This is a genomic window from Dactylosporangium salmoneum (assembly GCF_039532525.1).
In the GTDB taxonomy this organism is placed as follows: domain Bacteria; phylum Actinomycetota; class Actinomycetes; order Mycobacteriales; family Micromonosporaceae; genus Dactylosporangium; species Dactylosporangium salmoneum.
Map to the genome: position 1 here is coordinate 118,712 of NZ_BAAARV010000005.1, position 23,799 is coordinate 142,510.

The 23,799-nt window shown below is 73.0% G+C and carries 21 protein-coding genes; 9 read left to right on the top strand and 12 right to left on the bottom strand.

Features of this window, described 5'->3' with window-relative positions:
• The 5 genes from ABD352_RS03285 to ABD352_RS03305 form a co-directional block, all read left to right on the top strand.
• On the top strand, positions 1 to 1,145 hold a 1,145-nt coding region (locus tag ABD352_RS03285), incomplete at its 5' end, for a 3-oxoacyl-ACP reductase (protein WP_344610673.1).
• Position 1,146: 1 nt separating this feature from the next.
• The gene (locus ABD352_RS03290; RefSeq protein ID WP_344610674.1) at positions 1,147 to 2,028 is read left to right on the top strand and encodes a MaoC family dehydratase; all 882 of its coding nucleotides are present in this window, start codon (positions 1,147 to 1,149) and stop codon (positions 2,026 to 2,028) included.
• Positions 1,994 to 4,303, top strand: a complete 2,310-nt coding sequence (locus tag ABD352_RS03295; protein WP_344610675.1) for a hypothetical protein — start codon at positions 1,994 to 1,996, stop codon at positions 4,301 to 4,303. Before ABD352_RS03290 ends, ABD352_RS03295 begins: the two co-directional genes overlap by 35 nt.
• A 19-nt stretch (positions 4,304 to 4,322) precedes the next feature.
• Complete coding sequence (gene rffA, locus ABD352_RS03300; RefSeq protein WP_344610676.1) at positions 4,323 to 5,501, top strand: dTDP-4-amino-4,6-dideoxygalactose transaminase; 1,179 nt, start codon at positions 4,323 to 4,325, stop codon at positions 5,499 to 5,501.
• 5 nt (positions 5,502 to 5,506) lie between these two features.
• Positions 5,507 to 5,896: a GtrA family protein gene (locus ABD352_RS03305; protein ID WP_344610962.1), complete on the top strand. Its 390-nt coding sequence runs from the start codon at positions 5,507 to 5,509 to the stop codon at positions 5,894 to 5,896.
• Here the strand turns inward: ABD352_RS03305 and ABD352_RS03310 are convergent.
• Genes ABD352_RS03310 through ABD352_RS03335 form a run of 6 tightly spaced genes read right to left on the bottom strand, consistent with a single transcriptional unit; the run spans position 5,860 to position 11,408 of the window.
• Positions 5,860 to 6,810 carry a glycosyltransferase family 2 protein gene (locus ABD352_RS03310; protein ID WP_344610677.1) on the bottom strand — a complete coding sequence of 317 codons (951 nt, stop codon included), beginning with the start codon at positions 6,808 to 6,810 and terminating at the stop codon, positions 5,860 to 5,862. The two genes, ABD352_RS03305 and ABD352_RS03310, sit on opposite strands and share 37 nt — an antisense overlap.
• A 13-nt stretch (positions 6,811 to 6,823) precedes the next feature.
• Positions 6,824 to 8,059, bottom strand: a complete 1,236-nt coding sequence (locus ABD352_RS03315; protein ID WP_344610678.1) for an acyl-CoA reductase — start codon at positions 8,057 to 8,059, stop codon at positions 6,824 to 6,826.
• Entirely contained in the window at positions 8,056 to 9,105 is a 1,050-nt protein-coding gene (locus ABD352_RS03320) for a LuxE/PaaK family acyltransferase (RefSeq protein WP_344610679.1), read from the bottom strand. The genes ABD352_RS03315 and ABD352_RS03320 overlap by 4 nt, the downstream gene beginning before the upstream one ends.
• Positions 9,102 to 10,451 carry an AMP-binding protein gene (locus ABD352_RS03325; protein WP_344610680.1) on the bottom strand — a complete coding sequence of 450 codons (1,350 nt, stop codon included), beginning with the start codon at positions 10,449 to 10,451 and terminating at the stop codon, positions 9,102 to 9,104. The genes ABD352_RS03320 and ABD352_RS03325 overlap by 4 nt, the downstream gene beginning before the upstream one ends.
• On the bottom strand, positions 10,448 to 11,182 hold the full coding sequence (locus ABD352_RS03330) for an SDR family NAD(P)-dependent oxidoreductase (RefSeq protein WP_344610681.1): 735 nt from the start codon (positions 11,180 to 11,182) through the stop codon (positions 10,448 to 10,450). Before ABD352_RS03330 ends, ABD352_RS03325 begins: the two co-directional genes overlap by 4 nt.
• Positions 11,163 to 11,408 carry an acyl carrier protein gene (locus ABD352_RS03335; protein WP_344610682.1) on the bottom strand — a complete coding sequence of 82 codons (246 nt, stop codon included), beginning with the start codon at positions 11,406 to 11,408 and terminating at the stop codon, positions 11,163 to 11,165. Before ABD352_RS03335 ends, ABD352_RS03330 begins: the two co-directional genes overlap by 20 nt.
• Before the next feature lie 31 nt (positions 11,409 to 11,439).
• Between ABD352_RS03335 and ABD352_RS03340 the strand changes: the two genes are divergently transcribed.
• From ABD352_RS03340 to ABD352_RS03350, 3 genes are read left to right on the top strand one after another with little or no spacing between them, the layout of a single operon-like run.
• Positions 11,440 to 11,967, top strand: coding sequence for a GNAT family N-acetyltransferase (locus ABD352_RS03340; RefSeq protein WP_344610683.1), 528 nt, complete (start codon positions 11,440 to 11,442; stop codon positions 11,965 to 11,967).
• 57 nt (positions 11,968 to 12,024) lie between these two features.
• The gene (locus ABD352_RS03345; RefSeq protein WP_344610684.1) at positions 12,025 to 12,540 is read left to right on the top strand and encodes a SigE family RNA polymerase sigma factor; all 516 of its coding nucleotides are present in this window, start codon (positions 12,025 to 12,027) and stop codon (positions 12,538 to 12,540) included.
• Between the two features lies 1 nt (position 12,541).
• Entirely contained in the window at positions 12,542 to 13,789 is a 1,248-nt protein-coding gene (locus ABD352_RS03350) for a hypothetical protein (protein WP_344610685.1), read from the top strand.
• 97 nt (positions 13,790 to 13,886) lie between these two features.
• Here the strand turns inward: ABD352_RS03350 and ABD352_RS03355 are convergent, their stop codons facing one another.
• The gene (locus tag ABD352_RS03355; protein ID WP_344610686.1) at positions 13,887 to 15,113 is read right to left on the bottom strand and encodes an FAD-binding oxidoreductase; all 1,227 of its coding nucleotides are present in this window, start codon (positions 15,111 to 15,113) and stop codon (positions 13,887 to 13,889) included.
• A gap of 209 nt (positions 15,114 to 15,322) precedes the next feature.
• Positions 15,323 to 16,129, bottom strand: a complete 807-nt coding sequence (locus ABD352_RS03360; RefSeq protein ID WP_344610687.1) for a dienelactone hydrolase family protein — start codon at positions 16,127 to 16,129, stop codon at positions 15,323 to 15,325.
• 315 nt (positions 16,130 to 16,444) lie between these two features.
• On the opposite strand from ABD352_RS03360, the gene ABD352_RS03365 reads away from it, so the two are divergent.
• Positions 16,445 to 18,523 carry a S9 family peptidase gene (locus tag ABD352_RS03365; protein ID WP_344610688.1) on the top strand — a complete coding sequence of 693 codons (2,079 nt, stop codon included), beginning with the start codon at positions 16,445 to 16,447 and terminating at the stop codon, positions 18,521 to 18,523.
• Positions 18,524 to 18,629: 106 nt separating this feature from the next.
• On the opposite strand, the gene ABD352_RS03370 is transcribed toward ABD352_RS03365, so the two are convergent.
• The 4 genes from ABD352_RS03370 to ABD352_RS03385 all read right to left on the bottom strand — a co-directional run bounded on the left by ABD352_RS03370 (position 18,630) and on the right by ABD352_RS03385 (position 23,769).
• A complete protein-coding gene (locus ABD352_RS03370; RefSeq protein ID WP_344610689.1) occupies positions 18,630 to 19,595 on the bottom strand; it encodes a threonine ammonia-lyase in 966 nt (321 codons plus the stop codon).
• Positions 19,596 to 19,674: 79 nt separating this feature from the next.
• Positions 19,675 to 20,643: a TAXI family TRAP transporter solute-binding subunit gene (locus ABD352_RS03375; RefSeq protein ID WP_344610690.1), complete on the bottom strand. Its 969-nt coding sequence runs from the start codon at positions 20,641 to 20,643 to the stop codon at positions 19,675 to 19,677.
• A 10-nt stretch (positions 20,644 to 20,653) separates the two neighbouring features.
• Positions 20,654 to 21,064 (bottom strand): roadblock/LC7 domain-containing protein, encoded by a 411-nt coding sequence (locus ABD352_RS03380; protein ID WP_344610691.1) that lies wholly within the window; start codon positions 21,062 to 21,064, stop codon positions 20,654 to 20,656.
• Positions 21,064 to 23,769, bottom strand: a complete 2,706-nt coding sequence (locus tag ABD352_RS03385) for a sensor histidine kinase (RefSeq protein ID WP_344610692.1) — start codon at positions 23,767 to 23,769, stop codon at positions 21,064 to 21,066. The genes ABD352_RS03380 and ABD352_RS03385 overlap by 1 nt, the downstream gene beginning before the upstream one ends.
• Between the last annotated feature and the right edge of the window lie 30 nt (positions 23,770 to 23,799).

The window sequence follows — 23,799 nt, forward strand, 5'->3', positions numbered from 1 at the left end:
AGATGCCCGGGTTCGGCGCGGCCGGGCCGGACGGGCACTGCGCCGGCCTGATCTTCGACGCCAGCAGTATCACGGACAGCGAGGGGCTGTCCGCCCTCTACGAGTTCTTCCACCCCGTGATCCGCTCGCTGCGCCCGTCGGGGCGGATCATCGTCCTCGGGAGTCCGCCCGAGCTGTGCACCAGCGCCCGGGAGGCCACCGCCCAGCGCGCGCTCGAGGGGTTCGTGCGCTCGATGGGCAAGGAGGTCGGGCGCGGCTCGACCGCCCAGCTGGTGTACGTGGCCCCGGGCGCCGAGGAGGCCACCGAGTCGACGCTGCGGTTCCTGCTGTCGGGGCGCTCGGCGTACGTCTCGGGCCAGGTCGTGCGCATCGGCCCGGCCGCGGTGGACGTCCCGGACGACTGGGACCAGCCGCTGGTGGGCCGCACCGCGATCGTGACCGGCGCCGCCCGCGGCATCGGCGAGGCGATCGCCCGGGTGCTGGCCCGCGAGGGCGCCCACGTGGTCTGCCTCGACGTGCCGGCCGCCGGCGAGGACCTGTCGCGGGTGGCCAACGAGGTGAAGGGCACCGCCCTGCAGCTCGACCTGACCGCCGAGGACGCGCCGCGGCGGCTGGCCGACTTCATCGCGACCCGGCACGTGCACGCCGACGTCTTCGTGCACAACGCCGGCATCACCCGGGACAAGACGCTCGGGCGGATGGACGAGGGGCAGTGGCGCTCGGTGCTCGACGTCAACCTGTCCAGCCAGGAGCGGATCAACGACGTGCTGCTGGCCGAGAACCTGCTCGGCGGCAACGGCCGGATCGTCACGGTCTCCTCGGTCTCCGGCATCGCCGGCAACCGCGGCCAGACCAACTACGCCACCTCCAAGGCCGGCGTGATCGGCCTGGTCCAGGCCACCGCCGGGGCGGTCGCCGAGCGCGGGCTCACGATCAACGCGGTGGCGCCGGGCTTCATCGAGACGACGATGACCGCGGCCATGCCGATGTTCGTGCGCGAGGGCGGCCGGCGGCTCAACAGCATGTCGCAGGGCGGCCTGCCGGTCGACGTGGCCGAGACGATCGCCTGGCTGGCCAACCCCGCCTCGGGCGGCGTGAACGGCAACGTCATCCGGGTCTGCGGGCAGAGCCTGCTGGGGGCCTGAGATGCCGGAGGTCACCGTCCTGCAGCGCCCGCCCCGGATGGGGCCGCTCTACCGGGCGGCCGCCCTGCGCCGCTCGGCCGGCGGCACCGCGCTTCCCGACCGGGCGCTGCGGCTCGACGGGGTGCGCGTCGACCGGGCGCACCTGGCCGAGTACGACCGGGTGTGCGGGTTCCGGCTGTCCGACGAGCTGCCCGCCACCTACCCCCACGTGCTGGCGTTCCCGCTGGCCATGGCCCTGATGACGGCGAGCGACTTCCCGTTCCCGATCCTCGGCCTGGTGCACGTGGCCAACCGCGTCGAGGTGCGCCGCCCGCTGCGCGCCGACGAGACGCTCTCGCTGGAGGTGCGGGCGGAGCACCTGCGCCCGCACGACCGGGGCACCCAGCTGGACGTGGTGGCCACGGCGACCGTCGACGGCGAGGAGGTCTGGGTGGACCGCTCGACGTATCTCAGGAAGTCCGGGAAGTCCGAGAGGTCGGGCAGGAGCGCGCCGGACGAGCAGCCGGGGGAGATCGTCTGGCGCGTGCCGAGAAGCACCGGCACCGACTACGCGGCCGTGAGCGCCGACCGCAACCCCATCCACACGAGCCGCATCCTGGCCAGGGCGTTCGGCTTCCCCTCGACGATCGCGCACGGCATGTGGACCAAGGCGAGGTGCCTGGCCGCGCTGGAGGGCCGCCTCCCCGACGCGTACGCCGCGGAGGTCGCCTTCAAGCTCCCCGTCCTGCTCCCGGCCACCGTCGCGTTCCGAGCACGCCGAGGCGGCGACGGCAAGGGCTGGCGGTTCGACGTACACGATCGAAGGACAGGCAAGCCACACCTGACCGGCGCGATCGTTGACCCCGACTGTGCAGACCCCGACGAGGGCGACCGCGCCGACTGAACCCCGCGACACTCCAACCCTTCCGACGACCAGGGCCGCCGGGCGCCGCGAGCAGCGGTTCGCGGGCCCGGCGCTGCTGCTGCTCGCCGCCGTCGCCGTGCTGTGGTACTACCGCGTGCCCCCGGCGACCACCGCGATCTTCGCGCTGTACCTGGCCCTGGGCATCGCCCTGCCCGGCACGCTGTGGTGGCGGTTCCTCACGAGGAAGCCCGGGATGGCCGACATCCCCGCCGGCCTCGCCCTGGGCTATGTCGGCGAGGTCTTCACCTACATTCCCGCCCGCCTGGCCGGCGCCCCCCTGCTGGTGCTGGCCTGGCCGCTCGGCACCATCGCCGTCTTCCTGAGTTGCAAGAGCCTGCGCCGGTACTTCCTGAGCGCACCGGACCCCGACCGCCCGCCCGCCGCGTGGCGCTGGGCGATGACCGCCATGTGCGGCCTGCCCCTGCTGTGGAGCGTCAAGTTCTACCGCGTCTACGGCCTGAGCTACCCCGCCAACGCCTCCCCGGACACCGACTCGACGTTCCACCTGGCCCTGCTCGGCGAGGCCCGCCACCACATGCCGATGCGCGTGCCGTGGATCGAGGGCGAGCCGCTGCTGTACCACTGGTTCGTCTACCCGGAGATGGCCGCCACGAGCTGGGTCACCGGCATCGAGCCCAACGTCCTGCTGCTGCGCCTGTCCATGCTGCCGATGCTCATGGCGTTCACGCTGCTCGTGGCGCTGCTGGCCCGCCAGGTCACCGGCGGCTGGTGGACGGGCGCGGCCGCGAGCGCCGTGACCCTGCTGGTCCTGGCCCCCAACCCGTACCAGTGGCAGCTCTACGCCTTCTACCGCGACATGGCCTTCAGCGGCCTCGACGACGGCGGCGCGCTGCGCCAGACCGTGTGGACCGGCCCGACCCAGACCTTCGGCGCCCTCCTGTTCGTCCCGCTCATGCTGGTGCTGACCGACCTGCTGCGCGGCGGCGCCGGACGCCGGGCCTGGCTGCTCTTCGCGCTGCTGCTGGCCGGCGTGATGGGCGCCAAGGCCACCTACCTGCCGCTGCTGGCCGCCGGCCTGGCCCTGCTGGTGGCGCTCGATCGGGTGCGCCGCCGCCGCTGGTCCCGCCCGGCCCTGGCGGCGCTGGCGCTGACCTGTGCCGGCGCGCTCGCCGCCCAGCTGATCCTGTTCGGCGGCAGCAGCCAGGGCACGAAGCTCGCCCCGCTGACCGACATGGCCACCGGCGGCATCGGCGTGACGACCGCCTACTCCGCGGGCCGGGTCCCCTGGCGGCTGCTGGTGCTGGCCGCCCTGACCCTGCTGTGCTGGGCCGCCATCTGGGCCGGCCTGGCCGGGCTGCGCCGCCGCCCGCTGAGCCCGGAGCTGGTGGTCATGCTCGGCATCGGGCTGGCCGGCGCCACGGCCACGCTGCTGCTGGGCCAGGACGGGGACAGCCAGCGGTACTTCCTGGAGTCCGCCCGCCCGTATCTCAGCATCGCCGCCGTGGCCGGCCTGGCCGCCTGGCTCCCGGGCGCGATGACCTGGCGGCGCGCGGCCCCCTTGGCCGCCGCGGCATTCCTGGGCCTCGTGGTCGTCCAGGTCGTGCAGCAGCTCGGCCGGCACGCCATTCCCCGGCCGGCGACGACGGCGGAGCTCGTGCTGCCCTACGCCGGGCTGGGGCTGGTCACCCTCGCGCTCTACGCGGCCGCGCGCCGGATCAGGCGCGGCCCGCCCGCGTTCGCCCTGCTCGTCGCGCTGCTCGCGGGCTTCGGGGCGAGCACCTCGGCGCAGCACTTCGCGCTCATCGCCCAGGAGTCGCGGCAGCAGGGCTGGCGCGACGTGGTGCGCGACTCGCGGTACGTCTCGGAAGGCACCCTGGAGGCCGGCCGCTGGCTGCGCGAGCACTCCGCGCCGGACGACCTGGTCGCCACCAACGCCCACTGCCTGACCTTCGAGGGCCGCTGCAGCAACCTGCACTTCTCGATGACCGCGTACTCCGAACGGAGGATGCTCGTCGAGGGCTGGGGCTTCGCCACCACCGCGCACGCGGAGGCGCAGCGCCTCGGGACCTGGGTCGGCGCGGTCCCCTACTGGAAGCCCGAGGTGCTCGCGGCCAACGACGCCGTCTTCGCCGCACCGAGCGTGGAGAACGTGGCAGCGCTGCGCGACCGCTACCGAGTCCGGTGGCTGTTCGTTGATGAAACACAGAGCACCGTTTCGCCGGAACTATCCACCTTCGCCCGGTTTCGCTACCGGTCCGGCGTCTGCGCGGTGTACGAGCTGCCCCGTTCCTGACGTTAGGTAGGCGCCGCCGATGAGAGCCACGAAGCAACTCGCCGTCCCGTTCAACAAGGGGTACCTCACCGGGGCCGAGACCGGATACATGCAACAGGCGATGGCCGGCGGCCCGATGACCGGCGACGGCCCGTTCACCAAGCGCGCCAACCAGCTGCTCAACCAGATCATCGGGTCCCGCCACACGCTGCTGACCACGTCGTGCACGCACGCGCTGGACATGACCGCGCTGCTGCTCGAGCTCGGCCCGGGCGACGAGGTGATCCTGCCGTCGTTCACGTTCTGCTCCACCGCCAACGCGTACGCCCTGCGCGGCGCCACCCCGGTCTTCGTCGACTGCCGGCCCGACACGCTCAACCTCGACGAGCGGCTGACCGAGGCGGCGGTCACCGAGCGGACCCGGGCGATCGTGGTCGTGCACTACGCCGGCGTGGCCGTGGAGATGGACGCGATCATGGCGATCGCCCGCCGGCACGGCCTGGTGGTGATCGAGGACAACGCGCACGGGCTCGGCGGCACGTACCGCGGCCGCAACCTCGGCTCGATCGGGGAGCTGGCCACCCAGAGCTTCCACGAGACCAAGAACGTGCACTGCGGCGAGGGCGGCGCGCTGGTGCTCAACGACGACCGGTTCCACGACCGGGCCGAGATCATCCGCGAGAAGGGCACCAACCGGGGCCAGTTCTTCCGGGGCATGGTGGACAAGTACCGCTGGATGGACCTCGGCTCGTCGTACCTGCCCTCCGACCTGCTGGCCGCGTTCCTGACCGCCCAGCTGGAGCACTTCGGCGAGATCCAGCGCCGCCGCCAGCACGTGTGGAACAGCTACCACAACCGGCTGGCCACCTGGGCGGTCGAGCACGGCGTGAGCCAGCCGACGGTGCCCGGCGACCGCACCCAGCCGGCCCACCTGTACTACCTGCTGCTGCCCGACCTGGAGAGCCGCTCGGCGATGCTGGGCCACCTGCTCGAGCGGGGCGTGCTGGGCACCTTCCACTACCAGCCGCTGCACCAGGCCCCGGCCGGGCTCAAGCACGGCCGCACGGGCCCCGGCGGCTGCCCGGTGACCGAGGACGTCGCCGACCGACTGCTGCGCCTGCCGCTCTACGCCGGCATGAGCAACGACGACATCGAGCTGGTGATCGGCGCGGTCCAGTCCTACCGGCCGGCGCGGCGGATGCTGACGTGTCCGCAGTGACCACAATGGACCGCTTCCTCGCCGACCGCCGCGTGCGTTACGTGGCGGTCGGCGGCTTTTCGTCGGCCGTCTACTACGCGCTCTTCGCCGCGCTCTACCTGACCACCCGGCACCACCTGCACTACCTGGCGCTCCCGGTGCTGGCCAACCTGGGCTGCGCGATCGCCACGTACCCGCTGCAGCGCCGCTGGGTGTTCGTGAGCAAGGGACCGGTGCTGTCCGGGTTCCTCAAGTTCTATGTGATCTGCCTGTGGGCGATGCTCTTCACCTACGCCGGGCTGCCGCTGCTCGTGGAGCTCGCGGGCGTGCCGGTGCTGGTCGCGCAGGCGGTGCTCATCGTCACCGCCCCGCTCGTCAACTACCAGCTCAGCAAGTCGTGGGCATTTCGCCGCTGAGCGGTGCTCTCGCGGATCACGTACGTCGGGCGGCCCATGCCGTGTGCGTGGACGCGGCCCAGGTACTCGCCCAGCACGCCGATGCCGATGAGCTGGGCCGAGGAGAACAGCGCGACGAGCGAGGCGAGCGTGGTGAAGCCGGCGACCTTCGTGTCGCCGATGAAGTACAGCCAGATGAGACGGGCCGTCAGCAGCACGCCGCACACGCCGATCATGAAGCCGAGGTACGTCACCAGCCGCAGAGGCTTGGTCGAGTAGCCGAGGATCATGTTGATGGCGTGCTTCGTCAAGGACTTCAGCGTGAAGCCCGAGCGGCCCTCGGTGCGCCGGTCCATCCGCACGGTCACCGACCCGACCCGGGTGGTGGTCCACGACAGCACGATGTCCACGGACACGTGCGGCCCGCTGACCTGGTCGAAGCCGGCCCGCAGGAAGGTGCGGAAGATGCGCAGGGCGCCGAGGACGTCGGCGTTGGGAATGCCCATCGTGCGCCCCATGACCAGGCTCTTGGCGCCCCACGAGGTGAGGTTGCGCACGGCGCCGTGCTCCTCGGTCTCCGGCACGGCGTAGACCAGGTCGAGGTCGTCGGTGAGCGCGGCGACGAGCTTGGGCAGCTCCTCCGGCGGGTGCTGCAGGTCGTCGTCCATCGTGATGATCCGCTCGCCGGAGGCGGCCCGGATGCCGGCGATGAGCGCGTTGTGCTGCCCGTAGTTGCGGGCCATCCGGATCGCCTGCACGTGGGCGAACTCGGTGGCGAGGGCGCGGGCCGCGTCCCAGGTGGCGTCGGTGCTGTCGACCACGAGGATGATCTCGTGCCGCGGATGGATGTCCGGCAGTACCGCGTTGAGCCGCGCCACCAGCCTGGGCAGGATGGCCGCGGAGCGGTAGCAGGGCACGACGACGGAGACAGACACCTCGGGAAACTCCTCAGGCGGCGATCGTGATGATGCGGGTGAACTCGTGCAGCAGGTCGAGGCCGTCCCAGACGCCGGCGAAGGTCAGCGCCCGGCCGAACGGCACGATCCGGTCCAGGCCGCGCCCGGCCAGCACGGTGACGAAGTCGTCCAGCTCGGCCTGGGAGAAGCCGAACTGGCTCAGCGTCTGGTCCTTGCGGGTGACCGCCGGAGCCAGCTCGGCCAGCGAGCCGACGGTGACGTGGCAGATGGTGCCCGCGCCCAGCCAGCCCCGCTGCAGCGCCTCGAGGCCGGCCAGGTCGACCTCGGCCAGGGCGTTGCCGGCGAAGGTGACCCGGGTGGCCGCCCCGGTCGCGGCGAGCCCGTAGGTGGCCACGTACTTCTCCACCGCCATCGCCGGGTCGACCGCCCAGCCGCGGCGGGACACCTCCTCGGCCAGCATCCCGGTGAACTCGGCCCGGGCCCGCGCGGCCGGCTCGGCCGCGCCGACCCAGCACAGGTCCCGGGGCGAGGAGCAGGCGGCCTGGTCGAACCAGAAGAGGTCGGTGGCCAGCCCCGCCACCGCGGCCCGGCGCTGCTGGGGCGGGGCCGCGAGCCAGCCGTCGACGGAGATCGCGGCGAACGAGGAACGGTCCGGGAAGGCCAGCTCGCGGGCCAGCGGCCGGATCGGGTGGCGGCGCAGCGCGGCCACCGAGGCGTCGCCGCCCCACAGCACGCGCAGGTCGCAGGCGGCGCTCAGGGCGGCGGTCAGCGCGTCGTCGCGCTCGTAGGTGACCATCCGCTGGGTCTGCGCCACGGCCGGGTCGGCGCCGGCCAGCGCGTCGTTGAGCGCCTCCAGCACGGCCTCGGCGGCCCCGGCCGAGCGGCTGGAGATGCGCACGACGTTGTGGTTGCCGGCCAGGGCGGACAGCGCCCAGGAGTACACGAAGATCGTGTCGACGTTGGCCGGCGGGAAGTGCAGCACCAGGCCCCGCGGGGCGCGGCGCTGGCCGCCGGCCCCGTCGCCGAGGCGGGCCACGGCCCGGGCCAGCTCGCCCTTGCGCAGGAAGAAGCCGAGCGAGCCCAGCTCCGGGTGGCGGCGGGCCGCGTCGGGCCGGAGGAGCCGCGCGGAGAACGCGGCCAGGAAGTCGCGAATCCGCTCGTCGCCGACGGCCAGGCGCCCGGCCGGCGGCTCGGAGGTGACCTCCCGGAGAAGATCACCCAGGCGCACCGTGCCCGAGAAATGCGGAAATTTCACCTCAAACGTCATACCGCGGCCCCGACGAAGGTGTCGCTGCAGCCCCGGGCCTCGGCGCGGGGCAGGCGGCCCAGGATGGAGAAGCGCTTGCCGGGCCAGGCGCCGTCGTCGACGCCGTGCACCACGCCCAGGTCCTCGGTGAGCAGCACGTGCCCGGGGTAGGACTCCGGCAGCGTGCTGAGCACCTCGACCAGCCCCGGCCGGCCGGGCGGCAGCGGCTCCCACGTGTCCGGGTCGCGCACGATCACGTCGGCGAAGTCGGGGCAGTACAGCGAGTCGCCGTCGGGGCCTTCGAGGTACACGACGCCGATCTGCTCGACCATGCCGTAGAAGTTGTGGATGCGGGTCAGCCCGGTGTCGCGGCGAAACGCCCGGCGGAACTCGGCGTTGCCGACCCGGCGGTCCGCCAGCTTCTTCCAGCCGCCCGAGTGGACCAGGATCCCGTTGGCGAGGTCCAGCCGGTGGTCCCTCGCGAGCTCGTACAGGTACTGCCAAACCATGAACGTGAAACCGAAGACCAGGAACGGGCCGCCGCCGTGCTCGGCCAGGAAGCCGCGGATGGTCTCCAGGTCGGGACGGCCCTGCTCGTCCAGGGCCCAGGCGTGGTCCCGGCCGAACGTGATCATGCCCAGCACGCCGGCGCCGCGGGCGCTGAACGAGCGGCGGTCCTTGATGATCGCGGTGGTGTCGACGACGAGCATCGGCAGCCGGCGCGGGCCGAGCACGGTCTGCAGGGTCTGGCCGAGCATCCTCGTCTGCGCGGCGGCGGCCGCGCGGTCCAAGTAGATCCGGCTGACGTCGCCGGTGGTGCCGCTGGAGGTCAGCACCTTGAACACGGCCTCGTCGGGGATGCTCTTGAGCATCTGGGTCTTGAACAGCCGGACCGGCAGCCAGGGCAGCTCGGCGGTGTCGCGGTAGATCCGCCCGGTGTGGTGGCCGGTGGCGGCGAGGATGTTGGCGTACTCCTTGCCGCGGGCGCGGTGCCGCTCGGTCAGCTCGATGAGCCGGGGCAGCAGCCGCGCCTCCCGCTCGAGCTCGGACAGCGTGAAGACGGTCATCGCATCGCCTCCAGCGCCCGGTAGTCGATCTTTCCGTTGGGGAGCAGGGGGAGGCCCTCCACCGGCCGCACCTCGAAGCCGGACCAGTGCAGCTTGAGGTGTTCCGCGAGTTTATGCCCGAGTTCAACCGGGTTCGTGCAGTTTGCGAAGACGATCACTCGGTCGTCGCCGGCCACCGCGGCCGCCGGGACGGGGAGCAGGCGCTCGATGTCGTCGAGGTTGAGCCGCACGCCGAAGACCTTGCCGAAGCGCTTGAGGCGGCCGTCCAGGTAGAGGTACCCGTCGGCGTCGAGGTGGCCCAGGTCGCCGGTGACCAGCAGGCCGCCGTGGTCGTCGCCGCGGGCCAGGTCGGCCGCGGTCTCGGCGTAGCCGAGCATGACGTTGGGGCCCCGGTAGAGCACCTCGCCCACGAGGTTCGGCTCGGTCGTCTCGGTGCCGTCCCCGAGGCGGATGCTGAGCCGCCCGCCGGGCACCGCGGGCCCGACCGAGCCCGGCTTCTCCCCGAGCCGATCGGCCGGCAGGGTGGTGAGCCGCGGCGCCGCCTCCGTCTGGCCGTACATGACGAACAGCCGCCCGTCGACCGCCGTCATCCGGTCGTGGAACTCGCGCACGAGCTCGGGCCGCAACCGGCCGCCGGCCTGGGTGAGGGTCCGCAGCGCCGGGTGCGCGGCGGAGTCGAAGCGAAGACGGACCAGCATGTCGTACTGCGACGGCACCAGCGCCAGCGAGGACACCCGGTAGCGGTCGATGGCCGGCCAGAACCCGCGCCCGAGCAGCCCGCCGTCCTCGACCACCAGCGCCGCCCCGGCCACCAGGTGCGTGTTGAGCACCGACATGCCGTAGCTGTAGTAGAACGGCAGCGCGCTGATCGCCACGTCGGCCCCGGTGATGCCGAGCGCCTCGACGATCGACTCGGCGTTGGCCAGCAGCGCCCGCCGGGACAGCCGGACGAGCTTCGGGTCGCCGGTCGAGCCGGAGGTGGCCAGGAGGACGGCCAGGTCCGGGTGCGGCGCGGTGTCGGGCCCGGTCTCGCGCACCCATGCCTGGTTCAGGGCCGCATAGCCCTTGGCCGGCTCGTCCGGCAACGGCCCGAGCACGGCGGCCGGCTCGAACCGGTCGATGAACTCCAGCAGCGTCTCGTCCGCGAGCCCCGGGTCGAGCAGCGCGACGGGCCGCCCCAGCTCGAAGGCGGTCACGTAGGCGGCGACCGAGTCGACGGTGGTCGGCATGCGCAGGAACACCACGCCCGGCGGCACGCCGTCGAAGATCTCCGGGCGCACCAGGTCGGTGACGACCGCGCCGGTGGCCGCGTCGATGATCCGCGCGGCGGGGTTGAGCAGCCTCACACGACCACCCCGCCGTCCACGCCGAGGACCTGCCCGGTGACGAACCGGGCCCGCCTGGAGAGCAGGAACGCCACCACGTCGGCCACCTCCTCGGGCGCGCCCAGACGGCGCAGCGGGGTCGCCTCCACCCGCTCGGCCCGGCCGGCCTCGTCGAGCGAGGCGAGCATGTCGGTGGCGATGAAGCCGGGGGCGACCGCGTTGACCCGGATGCCGGCCGGGCCGAGCTCCTTGGCCGCGGCCCGGGCCAGCCCCGCCACGGCGGCCTTCGAGGCGCCGTAGACGGCCTGGCCGGCCGCGCCGGCGGTGCCCATGACCGAGGAGACCAGCACGACGGCGGGCGCGTCGCCGCGGCGCAGCAGCTTCACCGTCGCCTGCAGGGTGTGCGCGGCACCGGCCGCATTGACCGCGAAGAGCCGGTCGACGGCCTCGGCGCCCATCATCCCGAGCAGGCCGGCCTCGTGCACGCCGGCGTTGACCACCAGGGCGTCGAGGCGGCGGTGGCGCTCGAAGACGGCCCGCACGATCCCGGCCACGTCCTCGGCCCGGCTCACGTCGCCGTGCACGACCAGGTGCTCGCCGGGGATCTCCTCGGCGGTGGCCTTGGCCGAGCCCTCCTCGCGGCCGTGCAGCACGAGCTGGTAGCCCTCGGCGCCCAGCGCCAGCGCGACCGCCCGGCCGATCCCGCGGGAGGAGCCGGTGACCAGCGCGACCCTAGCCGGCGAGCGCGACATCGTGCTTTCCGAGGATCTCGACGGCCTTGTCGAAGGAGCTGAGATCGATGACCTCATCCGTGTCGATCATGACGTCGAACGCGTCCTCGATCTCGGCCACCAGCGTCAGGTGGGCCAGGGAGTCCCACTGCTCGATGCCGCGGTACTCCAACCGGTCCACGTCGACGTCGTCGGGCAGGCCGAGCGCCGTACGGAAGGCGGAGCGAAGGCGGTCGAGGTTACTCAAGGGGGTTCCCTCCGTTGTAGGAGTCGTCAAGGTGCTCAACGACCTAGGAGGTGCCGAGGTGCTGCGCGAGGCCCGGGAGTCGGACGTGGAGAGCATTCGCGAGTGGCGCAACCACCCGAAGACCCGGGGGGCGAGCATCTGGACGGCGTACATCACGCCGGAGGGCCACGCGCAGTGGTGGGCGAAGGTGCGGGCCGACCCCGCCCGCCGGGTGCTGATCTTCTCGTACGCCGGACGGGACTGCGGCGTCGTGACGTTCAACGACCACGACCCGGTCGCCGGCTCCGCCGAGTGGGGCTTCTTCCTGGACGTCGACGGGCTGCAGGAGCGCGGCGAGCTGCTGCCGGCGTGGATGGAGCTGGAGCGCGCGGCCGTGGACTACGCGTTCGGCGAGATGGGCCTACGCTCGGTCGGCGGGCGCACGCTGGCGTGGAACAAGCAGGTCATCGCGCTGCACCGGCGCTTCGGCTTCGTCGAGGTGCCTTCGCGGCGGTACACCACCGAGATCGACGGCGCCGAGCAGCTGGTGGTGTGGACGGAGAAGACGCGTACAACCTGAGCGGGAACGGCACCCGTCTGAGGGGGGACGAAAACCCTAGACGGGAGGGACCCCTCGATGGGCGACACCGCCGACTCCGAGTACGTGGAGTACGTGACGGCGCGGCTGCCGGCGCTGCACCGTCTCGCGTTCGTGCTCAGCGGCGACTCCCACCGCGCCGACGACATCGTCCAGCAGACGATCACCAACCTGTACGTGAAGTGGTCGCGGGTCCGCACGGTCGATCACCTGGACCGGTACGTGCGCAGCATGCTCGTCAACGCGTTCCTCGACGAGAAGCGGCTGGCCTGGGCCCGGGTCCGGCTCTTCGCCGAACCCCCGGACGCGGTCGCCCCCGACGGCGGCGACGAGGCCGAGGACCGCACCCTGCTGCGCACCGCCCTGACCCAGGTGCCGCGCCGCCAGCGCGCCGTGCTGGTGCTGCGCTTCTACTACGACCTGCCCATCGATGAGGTCGCCAAGGTTCTCGGCGTCTCGTCCGGCACGGTGAAGAGCCAGACCTCCCACGGCCTGGCGGCCCTGCGCCGCCTGCTCGGCGAGCGCCCCGTCGCCGCCCTGACTAAGGAGCGCTGAAGTGGTCGACCTCAACGAACACAACGCCGGCGACCTGCTGCGGACCCTGCCCGGCCACTCCCCCCGCCCGCCGGCGGTCGACATCGCCCGGGCCATGCGGGAGGGCCGCCGCCGGCGCACCACCCGCCGCGCCACCGTGGCCGGCGCCATCGGCGTGGCCGTCCTCGTCGTGGCCGGGCTGCCGGCGGTGCTGCTGACGAACCGCGACAACAGCGCGCCCCCCGCGGGCACACCCACCACCACGCCGGCCTCGACCCAGCGCCCGAGCGTCCCGCCCGCCGTCCCCAATGCGCCGGTGCCGACCTCCTGCCGGGCCGAGCGCCTCCCGGAGAACGGCAACGGCCAGACCCTGATGACGGCGGCCGACCCGACCGGGAAGATCTTCTACGGCCTGACCGACCCCAGCGGCGGCGACCAGGCCGTGGTCCGCTGGCAGGACGGCAAGCTCACCAAGGTCCCCGTCCCCGGCGCCTACCCGACCGTCTCCGCGGTGAACGCCAACGGCCTGGCCGCCGGCTACTCGGGCGGCCGCGACCAGGAGAAGGCCTTCCTGCTCCGCGATGGCAGGATCGTCGACCTCCCCCGCCCCGAGGACATCGAACCCGTCGGCATCAACAGCTATGGCGACGTGGTGGGCCACTGGATCGGCAGCGCCCACGCCCGCCCGGCGGTGTGGCGCGACCTGAGCGCCGAGCCGGAGTTCCTGCCCCTCCCGGAGGGCGCGGTATGGGGCGAGCCGAAGGCCATCGCCGACGACGGCACGGTGGTCGGCGTGGTCTCCTTCGGCTCCCAGCAGTGGGCCTATGCCTGGGCCCCGGACGGCACTCCCCGCCGCCTGGCCGTGCCGGAGGGCACCCCGATCACGCCGACCGGCGGCCCGAACCCGGGCCCGAGCGTGGTCGCCGAGTGGGCGCGGGGCGACTGGGCGAGCGGCATGGTCGCCAAGTACACGGACCGGGCCCAGCCGGTCCGCTGGAACCTGCGCACGGGCAAGGTGGAGGGCCTCTCGGGCATCACCATCCCGGGCGGCCCGGTCAACGGCCTGGGCTGGGTGGCGGGCGAGACGACGGACGGCCACGGGGTGCTGCTGGCGGGCGGGAAGCGGATCCCGCTGCCCGACGCGTACGGCTACCACGGCCGCGTGCCGGCCAACACGCCCTCGTTCGTGAGCGACGACGGCCGGGTGGTGGCCGGCCAGTCCTTCGACACGCACGGCGCCTACCACGCCGTGCTCTGGCGCTGCTCCTGACTACGAGGGGTCGGGCAGGCGGCCCGGTGCCAGGCGGTCCTCCGGGTCGAGCGACACCCACGGCGCCTACCACGCCGTGCTCTGGCGCTGCTCCTGACTACGAGGGGTCGGGCAGGCGGCCCGGTGCCAGGCGGTCCTCCGGGTCGAGGGCCAGCTTGAGCCGGGCCGCGGCCGCCGGCACCGGCTCCGGCCCGTACGTCTCCACCAGCTCGCGCAGCTCCAGCGGCGCCCGCAGCAGGGTGCAGCCCCCGCCGCCCCGGGCCAGCAGCACCGTGCGCGCCGCCGTCAGCATCCCGTCGAGCCGCTCCGGAGTCACCGTGTCCGGCAGGGCCACGTGCGCGACCCCGAGCCCGACCGACCCCCGCACCGGCACCGGCACACCCGCGGCGTCGCGGATGGCGTACACCACGGCGAAGAGCTCGCTCGGCCGGCCCCAGATCTTCAGGGCCACGTCGTCGGCCTCGAAGGGGTAGCGGCCCCACCAGGCCGGCGGCAGCTGCTCGACCGTGGCTCCGCCGCCGAGCAGCTTGGCCGCGGACTCGGCGCGGTGGGCTGCGGCGGCCCGGTCGCCCTCGAAGAGCGCGGCGAGCTCGGCCGGGCGGCCACCCGCGGCGCCGGGCAGATCGGCCTCGATCGCGACCGGCTCCAGCGCCGAGGCGGCCAGGGCCTCGGTCAGCTGCCGCACCTCGCGCGGGGTCGACACCGGCCGCACCACCCAGGCGCGGGCGGCCGGTAGGGGCTCCAGCCGTACCGTGGCCTCGGTGATGACGCCGAGGGTGCCGTAGGAACCGCAGGCGTGCCGGGCCAGGTCGTAGCCGTCGACCGCGCGCTCCAGGCTGCCCTCGTCCAGCGCCACCCGGACGCCGGTGACCCGGTCGCGCGGCGCGCCGAAGCGGTGGCGCAGCGGGCCGGCCTCGTTGGTGGCGAGGACGCCGCCGAGGGTAGCGGCCGGGGAGCCGACGTCCAGCGGCAGCCGCAGGTTGTCCTTGAGCAGCATGGCCCGCAGGGCGCGCAGCGGGGTGCCGGCGGCGACGGTGGCGGTGCGGCCGGCCGCGTCGTACTCGAGCACGCCCGTCATCCGGCCCAGGTCGAGCAGCAGGTCCGCGTGCGTCGGCGGCGCGCCCCAGTCGAGCTTCGTGCCGGCACCGGAGGCCACCACGGCGAGCCCCTCGGCGGCGGCGAAGCGCAGCACGTCGGCCACCTCGCCCGGCCCGCCCGGCGCGGCCACCCAGCCGACCGGCACGCCGTCGACGGTGTCGACCGGCCCCGCTTCCCATACGTGCTCCGGCCCGCACGCCTCGGCCAACGCCTCGATCACCGTCACCGCAGCTCCCGCTCCCTGGTCCATCAGCCGATGTCGTGGGGAAGATCGGTCGATGGGAATCGCGGTAGCCGGGATGAGGAGGTCATGATCCAGGCTTTCCCAATGACGCGCGTCAACTCATGCTCGACGACCGGCCGATGCACATGGTGCACCAACCGACATCGAACATACGTTCGAAGCCTATGCGCCCCCGCCGGGGACCGCAAGCCCTACGACAGGCGCAACGCCTGCTTGAGGAAGGCGGTGCGGTCGGCGGTGGCGGCCTGGAAGCCGATCAGGTCGTGGCCGGTGTCGTAGTCCTTGCGCTGCTTCGAGCCGGCCACCGCCGCGGTCAGCTCGTCGCGCTCCGCGGCCGGCACCACCGCGTCCTGCTTGCCGAACTGCAGCAGGACCGGGCGCTTGCCGCCGACGGCCACGTAGGGCCCGGCGTCGAAGCGGGACAGCGAGTCGAGATACCCGTGCCAGTCCGCCGGCACCTTCTGCTTGACCATCCAGCGGGAGAAGCGGCTGGTGCCGGAGGCGAGGACGGCGGCGGTGATCCGCGACTCCAGGCCGAGCAGCACCGCGCCGAGGGCGGCGCCGGAGTGGTGGCCGGCGTAGCCGACCCGCGAGCCGTCGCAGTCGGTGCGCCGGATGAGCAGGTCGAAGGCCCGCCGCTGGGCCAGCACGGCGGCGGCCATGGCGGTCGCGTCGGCGATCGGGTCGCCGGTCGGCTTGATCGGCACGCTCGCCACCATGACCAGGGCCTTCATCCGGGCCAGGCCGGTGGCCTCGTCCAGCAGCTTGTCGCGGTCGCCGTCCGGGCCGGTGCCGAGGACGATGGCCGGCATGCGCAGGGTGTCGCCCGGGATGTCGGCGCTGAGCACGTACGCCGGGATGGCGTCGTTGCCGCGCGTGTCCGAGTACGTGATGTCCTCGAGAATGACCCCGTCGCCGGTGCGCTTGTCGGTCAGCTGCGCGTTGAGCGTCGAGCCCTTGTCGTAGTTGTAGAGCTTCTTGAGCTCCGCGATCGGCACCGGCTTGGGGACGTACCCCGAGGGGTCGAGCGTCGATCCGGCTTGCGGAGTGACTGACGGCGACGCGGTACCCCGCGCCGACGGTTCGCTCCCCGCCCCAGGTGTCTTCGTCGACCCCTCGGAGCACGCCTGGACCAGCATTGCTGCCAGCCCGGTCACCCCGATGTGCAACACCCCACGACGCCGCACCGGCATCCCTCCGTGGTCTCGCCCGAACTACGAGACCTTGACGGTAACCGGCGTCGCTCTCTCCTGATGGACAGACCACCGAACGACGCGCGTGGTTGCGTGGCGGAGGGGGTAACGTCTGGCTGTGTGACAAGCGAGCAGCCGCCCACCGCGAAGCGAGTCCCGCACGAGCGGGTCCACCACGGCGACACCGTGGTCGACGAGTACTTCTGGCTCCAGGACAAGGAAGATCCGGACACGGTCCCCTACCTGGAGGCCGAGAACGCATTCACGACCGCGGCCACCGCACACCTCGAGCCGCTGCGCGAGACGCTGTTCGGCGAGATCAAGTCCCGGACCAAGGAGACGGACCTGTCGGTGCCCACCCGCAAGGGGGGCTACTGGTACTACACCCGCACCGAAGAGGGCAAGCAGTACGGCATCCACTGCCGCGTCCCGGCGGCGGACGGCCGGATGGCGCCCCCCGAGATCGGCGACGGCGCCGCGCTGCCCGGCGAGGAGGTCCTGCTCGACGGCAACGAGCTCGCCGGGGACTCCGAGTTCTTCGCCCTCGGCACCTTCGACCTCAGCGTCGACGGGCAGCTCCTGGCGTACAGCACCGACTTCTCCGGCGACGAGCGCTTCACGCTGCGCGTGAAGGACCTGCGCACCGGCGAGGTCCGCCCCGACGTCATCGAGGACGCGTTCTACGGCTCGGCCTGGTCAGCGGACGGCTCGACGCTGTTCTACGTCACCGTCGACGAAGCCTGGCGGCCCTACCGGGTCTGGCGGCACACGCTGGGCACCCCGGCGTCCGAGGACGTCATCGTGCACGAGGAGCCCGACGAGCGCTTCTGGGTCGGCGTCGAGCTGACCCGCTCGGAGCGCTTCCTGCTCGTCGACATCAACAGCAAGCTGACCAGCGAGGTGCTGGTCATCCCGGCCGACGCGCCGGACACCCCGCCGCGCCCGATCGCGCCGCGCCGGCAGGGCGTCGAGTACTCCGTCGAGCACCACGGCCACCGGTTCCTGATCCTGCACAACGACGGCGCCGAGGACTTCGCGCTGTCGTACACGTCGGTGGACAACCCCGGCGACTGGACCACGCTCATCGAGCACCAGCCGGGCACTCGGCTGCTGCAGGTCGACGCGTTCAGCGGGCACCTGGTCGTCTCGCTGCGCCGGGACGGGCTGACCGGGGTCCGGGTCGTGCCGCTGCACGGCGCGGCGCCCTACGACATCGCGTTCCCCGAGCCGCTGTACTCCGTCGGGCCCGAGGCCAACCTGGAGTACGACACCACGTCCTTCCGGCTGCACTACGTGTCGATGGTGACGCCCGACTCGGTGTACGACTGCAACCTGGACAGCGGCGAGCTGACCCTGCGCAAGCAGAAGCCGGTGCTCGGCGGCTTCGACCCGGCCCGCTACGAGCAGCACCGCGAGTGGGCCATCGCCGACGACGGCACCCGCGTGCCGATCTCGATCGTGGCCCGGGCCGGCACCCCGCGGGACGGCTCGGCGCCGGCCGTGCTGTACGGCTACGGCTCCTACGAGTCCTCAATGGACCCCTGGTTCTCCATCCCGCGCCTGTCCCTGCTGGACCGCGGGGTCGTCTTCGCCATCGCGCACATCCGCGGCGGCGGCGAGATGGGCCGCCGCTGGTACGACGAGGGCAAGCTGCTGGCCAAGAAGCACACCTTCACCGACTTCATCGCCTGCGCCGAGCACATGGTGAAGGCCGGCTGGAGCGCGCCGGAGCGGGTGGTGGCCCGCGGCGGTTCGGCCGGCGGCCTGCTGATGGGCGCGGTGGCCAACCTGGCCCCGGCCTCGTTCGGCGGGATCGTCGCCCAGGTGCCGTTCGTCGACGCGCTGAACACGATCCTCGACCCGTCGCTGCCGCTCACCGTCACCGAGTGGGAGGAGTGGGGCAACCCGCTCGAGGATCCCGAGGTGTACGCCTACATGAAGTCGTACACGCCGTACGAGAACGTCGCCGCGGTCCCCTACCCGCCGATCCTCGCCGTGACCAGCCTCAACGACACTCGGGTGCTCTACCACGAGCCGGCCAAGTGGGTGGCCCGGCTGCGGGTCGCGTCGCCGGGCTCGGAGGTGCTGCTCAAGACCGAGATGGGCGCCGGGCACGGCGGCCCGAGCGGGCGCTACGACGCCTGGCGCGAGGAGGCGTTCATCGCCGCCTGGGTGCTGGACAAGGTCGGCAAGGCGTAATCCACACGTTGTCCACAGCGGTTATCCACAGGGCTTGTCCACAGCCCTGTGGATAACCCTCAGGAGAAGATCCGGGCGACGCGACGATCGGGCAGGTGCCCGGCGATCAGGCGAAGAGCCGGGCGGCCAGGTCGGGGGCGATGTTGCCGCCGCTGATCACGGCGACGGTCCGCCCGGCCGGCAGCTCGTCGCGGCGGTGCAGCACCGCCGCGGTGGCCGCCGCGCCGCTCGGCTCCACGATCAGGCGCGCCTTGCGGGCCAGCGTCCGGACCGTGTCGAGGATCTCCTCCTCGCTCACCGTGACGATGGCGTCGAGGTAGGTCGACAGGTGGGCCAGCGTGAGCTCGGACAGCGGGGTGCGCAGCCCGTCGGCGACGGTGCTGAGCATCCGCTCCTCCGGCCACACCCGGACCATGCCGGCGGCGAGGCTCTCGGCGGCGTCGGCCGCGACCGCCGGCTCGACCCCGATGACCGCGACGTGCGGGGCGAGCGACTTGACCGCGGTCGCCACGCCGGAGGACAGCCCGCCGCCGCCGACCGGCACCACGACGACGTCCACGCTGGAGAGGTCCTCGAAGATCTCCAGGCCGATGGTGCCCTGACCGGCGATGATGTCCGGGTGGTCGTACGGCGGGATGAGCGTCAGCCCGCGCTCGGCCACCAGGCGCTTGGCCTCGGACTCCCGCTGCGACTGCGGCACGAGGATGACCTCGGCACCGTAGCCCCGGGTCGCCTCGATCTTCAGCGGCGTGGAGACCTCGGGCATGACGACGGTGACCGGCACGCCCAGCGCCCGGCCCGCGTAGGCGAGGGCCTGGCCGTGGTTGCCCGACGAGTGGGTGACCACGCCCGTGCGGCGCCGCTCCAGGTCGAGGCGGTGCAGTGCGTTGGTCGCGCCGCGCAGCTTGAACGCGCCGATCGGCTGCAGGCTCTCCGGCTTGAGCCACAGCTCCTCGGCCCACGGGCTGGGCAGCAGCGGGGTGCGCACCACGAGCCCGGAGATCCGGGCGGCGGCGTCCCGGATGTCGTCCAGGTGAACGAGATTTTGTTTGGTGCCGGTCACGTCGCCCATCCTGACATCACCCAGGCCGTTTCACCCTCGTCGCGGACGCCGAATGAGAGATCCATAACGCCGAGCCGGCCTCACACATTCAGCCGCTGCTATAGAACCGTGCGGCCCCCGGATGCAACGGGATCGGGTCGGTCTGCGGCGCGGTGCCCTTGTCGAAGTTCCCGCCCTCGGGGTGGACCTTGGCGAGGTCCTTCTGGTACTCGAACAGCACCTTCGTCAGGTCGTGGGCCAGCTGTTCGGGCATGTCGGGCGAGACGACGATGTAGTTGCCGATGACGATCGTGTCGATGTCGGCGGGGGTGCCGTACGCCTCCTTCGGGATCTTGGCACTGCTGTAGACGGTCCCCCAGCGGGCCGTCAGCGGCTGCAGCAACGACGACAGCGGCAAGACCACGTAGTTGCCCGGCGAGCTGGCGAGCAGGTCGGCGATGCCCGGCGTGGGCAGGCCACCGGCGAAGAAGAAGGCGTCGAGCGAGCCGTTCTGCATGCCCTTGGTGGTCTCCGGCAGCGACAGCCGCTCGCGCACGATGTCGGTGTCGGGGTTGAGCCCGCCGGCGATGAGGACCCGCCCGGCCATGACGTCCGCGCCGGAGCCCACAGAGCCGGTGGAGACCCGCTTGCCGCGCAGGTCGGCGAGCTTGTTGATGTTGGCCGAGCGGCGCACGACGAGCTGGACGTAGCTCTTGTACACCCGGGCCAGCGCGACCATCTTCTGCGGCTTGCCGTCGAAGGCGCCCTTGCCGGAGTAGGCGTCGGCCGCCGTGTCTGCCAGGGTCAGCGCGATGTCCATGTCGCCGGTGGCCACGCGCTGGATGTTGTCGCCCGAGGCCCCGGTGGCCTCGGCCCGGGCCTCGTAGCCGGTCACGTGCTTGGAGATGAGGTCCGCGTAGCCGCCGCCGATCGTGTAGTACACGCCGGTGGTGTTGCCCGTGGCGATGAACAGCCGGCCGTTGTGCCACAGGCCGGCCCCGGGCCGCTGAGGCGCGCTGGCGCAGCCGGTGACAAGGAATGCCACCACCAGCGCCAGCGCGACGTTGCGAAGCTTCAAGCGGTACCTCTCACCTGGACAGAGCGTCGCGCGGAAGGGGGTCCAGGGCGTCGGCGACGCGGTGGACCAGCATGGCGGTCTCGTAGCCGACCTGGCCCAGGTCGCAGCCTGGGGCGGCGAGCACACCCAGCAGGGCCCGGTCGCCGACGGACATCACGATCATGACGCCGCCGTCCATGTCGACGATCGTCTGCCGCACGTGGCCGGCCTGCATGACCCGTGCGGCCCCGAAGACCAGGCTCGCCAGGCCGCTGATGACGGCGGCGAGATGGTCGGCCTGGTCCACCGGCAGGTCGGCCGATGCGGCCAGGCGAAGCCCGTCGCCGGACACGGTGATGGCGTGCGCCACATCGGGCACCTGCCGCGCGAAGCTCACCATCAGCCAGTCGAGCTGTCCGGCGCCGTGCGGTTGCTGAGACATCATGAATCCTTTTGTCCTGGGGTTGTGCTGTTGGAACGTCGTGCAGCGGCCGAGACGCCCTCGGCGAACGCCGACAGCCGCGACCGGATCTGCTCCGGGTCGACCGTCGCGCCTCTGGGCTCGGCGCGCTGTTCAGTGGTTTCCGGCAAGAGTTGGGCGCCGGGACGGCGACGCGGGAGATGCTCTTCGTTCGGCACTGGGCCACCTCCGAAGGTGGACGGGCCCCCGGGCCGTGGCGGCCATGTGCCGGGGCCAGGGGGACCCCAGGTGGGTTGGGCGGTAGCGGGTTGGGGTGGGGTGGGGGTGGGGGTGGGGTAGGCGGGAGGTTGCGGCGGCTGGGGGGCCACCTGAGCGATGCCGCGCGGCGGGGTGTGACCGCCCGGCTGCACCATCGTCGGCTGGTTCCAATTGCCGACCCCGATGGTGCTGGTGCTGGTGTTGTGCTCACTTCCGGTGCTGCTCAGATACGGCCGGAACCACGGGGTCGCGACCGCGGGCTCGGGCTCCGGGCGCCGCTGCTCGGGCGCCCGGGACTGGGGCCGGCCGATCGGAGCGCCGACCGTCGAGGGGACCTGCACCGGCCGCGGGGCCGGGGCCTGCACCGCCGGGACCGGCGCGGCGCTCGCCGGGGTGCGGCCGGCGGGCAGGGCGCTGACGCGCTCGAGCACCCGGTGCGGCAGCAGCACGTAGGCGACCGTGCCGCCGACGACGCCCTGCAGCTGCACCCGGATGCCGTGCCGGGCCGCAAGATGGGAGACCACGTGCAGGCCCATCGTGCCGGCCGCGGCCGAGCTCAGGGTGCTCGGCACGGCCAGCCGGGAGTTGATCTCGGCCAGGCGGGCCGGGACGATGCCGATGCCGCGGTCGTGCACGCGCAGCATGGCGCCCTCGACCGTCGGCCGCGCGTCGACCAGCACCGGCTCGGTCGGCGGTGAGAACGAGGCCGCGTTCTCCAGCAGCTCGGCCAGCAGGTGCACGAGGTCGCCGACGACCGGGCCGGCGATGGCCAGGTCGGCCGGCTGGAACTCGACCCGGGCGTAGTCCTCGATCTCCGACGCGGCGGCCGTGACAACCGCGCCGAGCCCGACGGCGGTGGTCTGCGGGCGGCCGGGCTCGCCGCCGGAGAGGACCAGCAGGTTCTCCCCGTTGCGGCGCAGGCGGGCGGCGAGGTGGTCCAGGGCGAAGAGCCGGGCCAGCACGTCGGGGTCGGTCTCGTCCCGCTCGAACTCGTCGAGGAGGCGCAGCTGGCGGGTGATGAGGGTGCGGATGCGCCGGGCCAGCACCTCGGCCATGCGCGACACGTCGACGCGCAGCTCGGCCTGCTCGCCGGCCAGGCGCAGCGCGGTGCGGTGCACCGTGCCGAAGGCCTCGGCCACCTGGCCGACCTCGTCGTTGGTGGCCGCGATGCCGCGGGTGACCTCGGCCGCGGTCCGGCCGCCCTCCATCACCGACGGGGCCGGGGCGGCCGAACCGGCGGTGACCGAGGTGATGGCGTCGGGCAGGTCGCGGCGGGCCACCTGCAGCGCCGCGCTGCGCAGCAGGTTGAGGCGGCGGGCGGTGCGCACGGCGAGCATGATCGCGATGGTCAGGGCGGCCACGGCCAGCAGACCGGCGCCGAGACCGGTGATCCAGGCCCGGCGGGTGGCGTTGACCGCGATCTGCCCGGCCCGGGCGTCGAGGCTGTCGGCGATGTCGAGGCTGACGATGGTGACCCGGCGGATCACGCCGCTCTGGGCCGCGAACCAGGCGTCGCCGTCGACCCGCACGCCGGAGATGTCGCGCTCGGCGTTGCGGGCGGAGGCGGCCATGCTGTCGGCGTTGTCGACGTCGGTGCCCTGCATCTCCTTCGAGTACCACTGGGCCTGCTCCGGCGTGGCCACCCGGCGGAACTCGGCCTCGCGCTGGCCGCGGGCGCCCTGGATGAGCGAGAGGGCGCCCAGGTCGCCGGGCTGCAGGTTGGCCCGGCCGAAGACGGTGCGCAGCAGGTCGCGCTCGACCGCGGCGTAGTGCTCGATGGCGGCCATGGCGGCCAGCGCGCGGGCCGCCTTGGCCAGCTCCACGTCCTCGATCTGGCCGGGCACCGCGTCGGCCACCGTGAGCAGGGCGTCGGCCAGGCCGCCGTAGACGACGTCGGTGACCAGCACCATCGTGGCCGTGCCCTTGTCGATCGACTGCCGGGTGTAGCGCAGCTGGCCGTAGTCGTCGCGGACTACGCGCACCGGGGTGGCCAGCGCCGGCGCGGCCTTGACGGCGCCGCTCGCGTCGGCGAAGAAGCGCTCGGCGGCGGCATCGGTGCGGGAGCGCTGCGCGGTGACGAGGGCGGCGCCGGACTTGCCGCCGCGCTGCTGCAGCGCGGCGGTCTCGGCCAGTTCGCGCTCGAGCTCGTTGACGAACAGCGCCGCGCTGCCGGCGGTCTGGGTCAGCGTCCGGGCGTGCCCGGCGTCGCGGGCGGCGGCGACGGAGGTCGTCACCTGGATCGCGCCGAGCACGACGAGGCCGATCATGGCCACCGCGATCGGCGCGAGCAGCTGGGCGCGCACCGACCGGAAGCGGTTCGGCCGCGGGCCGCCGCCGCGGCGGTGCCCGGCCACGGACGTGTCGGTGCCCGCCGAACGGCGGGCCGCGCCGCCACCGGGCTGGCTACCGCCGGCGCTGCTGACGCCGTGCCGCGGTAAAGGGGCGCGGGAGGGGCCGCTGCCTGCCACCGCCTGGCCTCCTAAAAGTAGCGTCCTCCA

Excerpts from the sequence above, each read along its gene's own strand:
- ABD352_RS03345 (WP_344610684.1), top strand. The coding sequence starts at position 12,025 with ATGGGCGACACCGCCGACTCCGAGTACGTGGAGTACGTGACGGCGCGG.
- ABD352_RS03315 (WP_344610678.1), bottom strand. The coding sequence starts at position 8,059 with ATGACGTTTGAGGTGAAATTTCCGCATTTCTCGGGCACGGTGCGCCTG.
- ABD352_RS03305 (WP_344610962.1), top strand. The coding sequence starts at position 5,507 with ATGGACCGCTTCCTCGCCGACCGCCGCGTGCGTTACGTGGCGGTCGGC.
- ABD352_RS03370 (WP_344610689.1), bottom strand. The coding sequence starts at position 19,595 with ATGGGCGACGTGACCGGCACCAAACAAAATCTCGTTCACCTGGACGAC.
- ABD352_RS03330 (WP_344610681.1), bottom strand. The coding sequence starts at position 11,182 with ATGTCGCGCTCGCCGGCTAGGGTCGCGCTGGTCACCGGCTCCTCCCGC.
- ABD352_RS03380 (WP_344610691.1), bottom strand. The coding sequence starts at position 21,064 with ATGTCTCAGCAACCGCACGGCGCCGGACAGCTCGACTGGCTGATGGTG.
- ABD352_RS03290 (WP_344610674.1), top strand. The coding sequence starts at position 1,147 with ATGCCGGAGGTCACCGTCCTGCAGCGCCCGCCCCGGATGGGGCCGCTC.
- ABD352_RS03320 (WP_344610679.1), bottom strand. The coding sequence starts at position 9,105 with ATGACCGTCTTCACGCTGTCCGAGCTCGAGCGGGAGGCGCGGCTGCTG.
- rffA (WP_344610676.1), top strand. The coding sequence starts at position 4,323 with ATGAGAGCCACGAAGCAACTCGCCGTCCCGTTCAACAAGGGGTACCTC.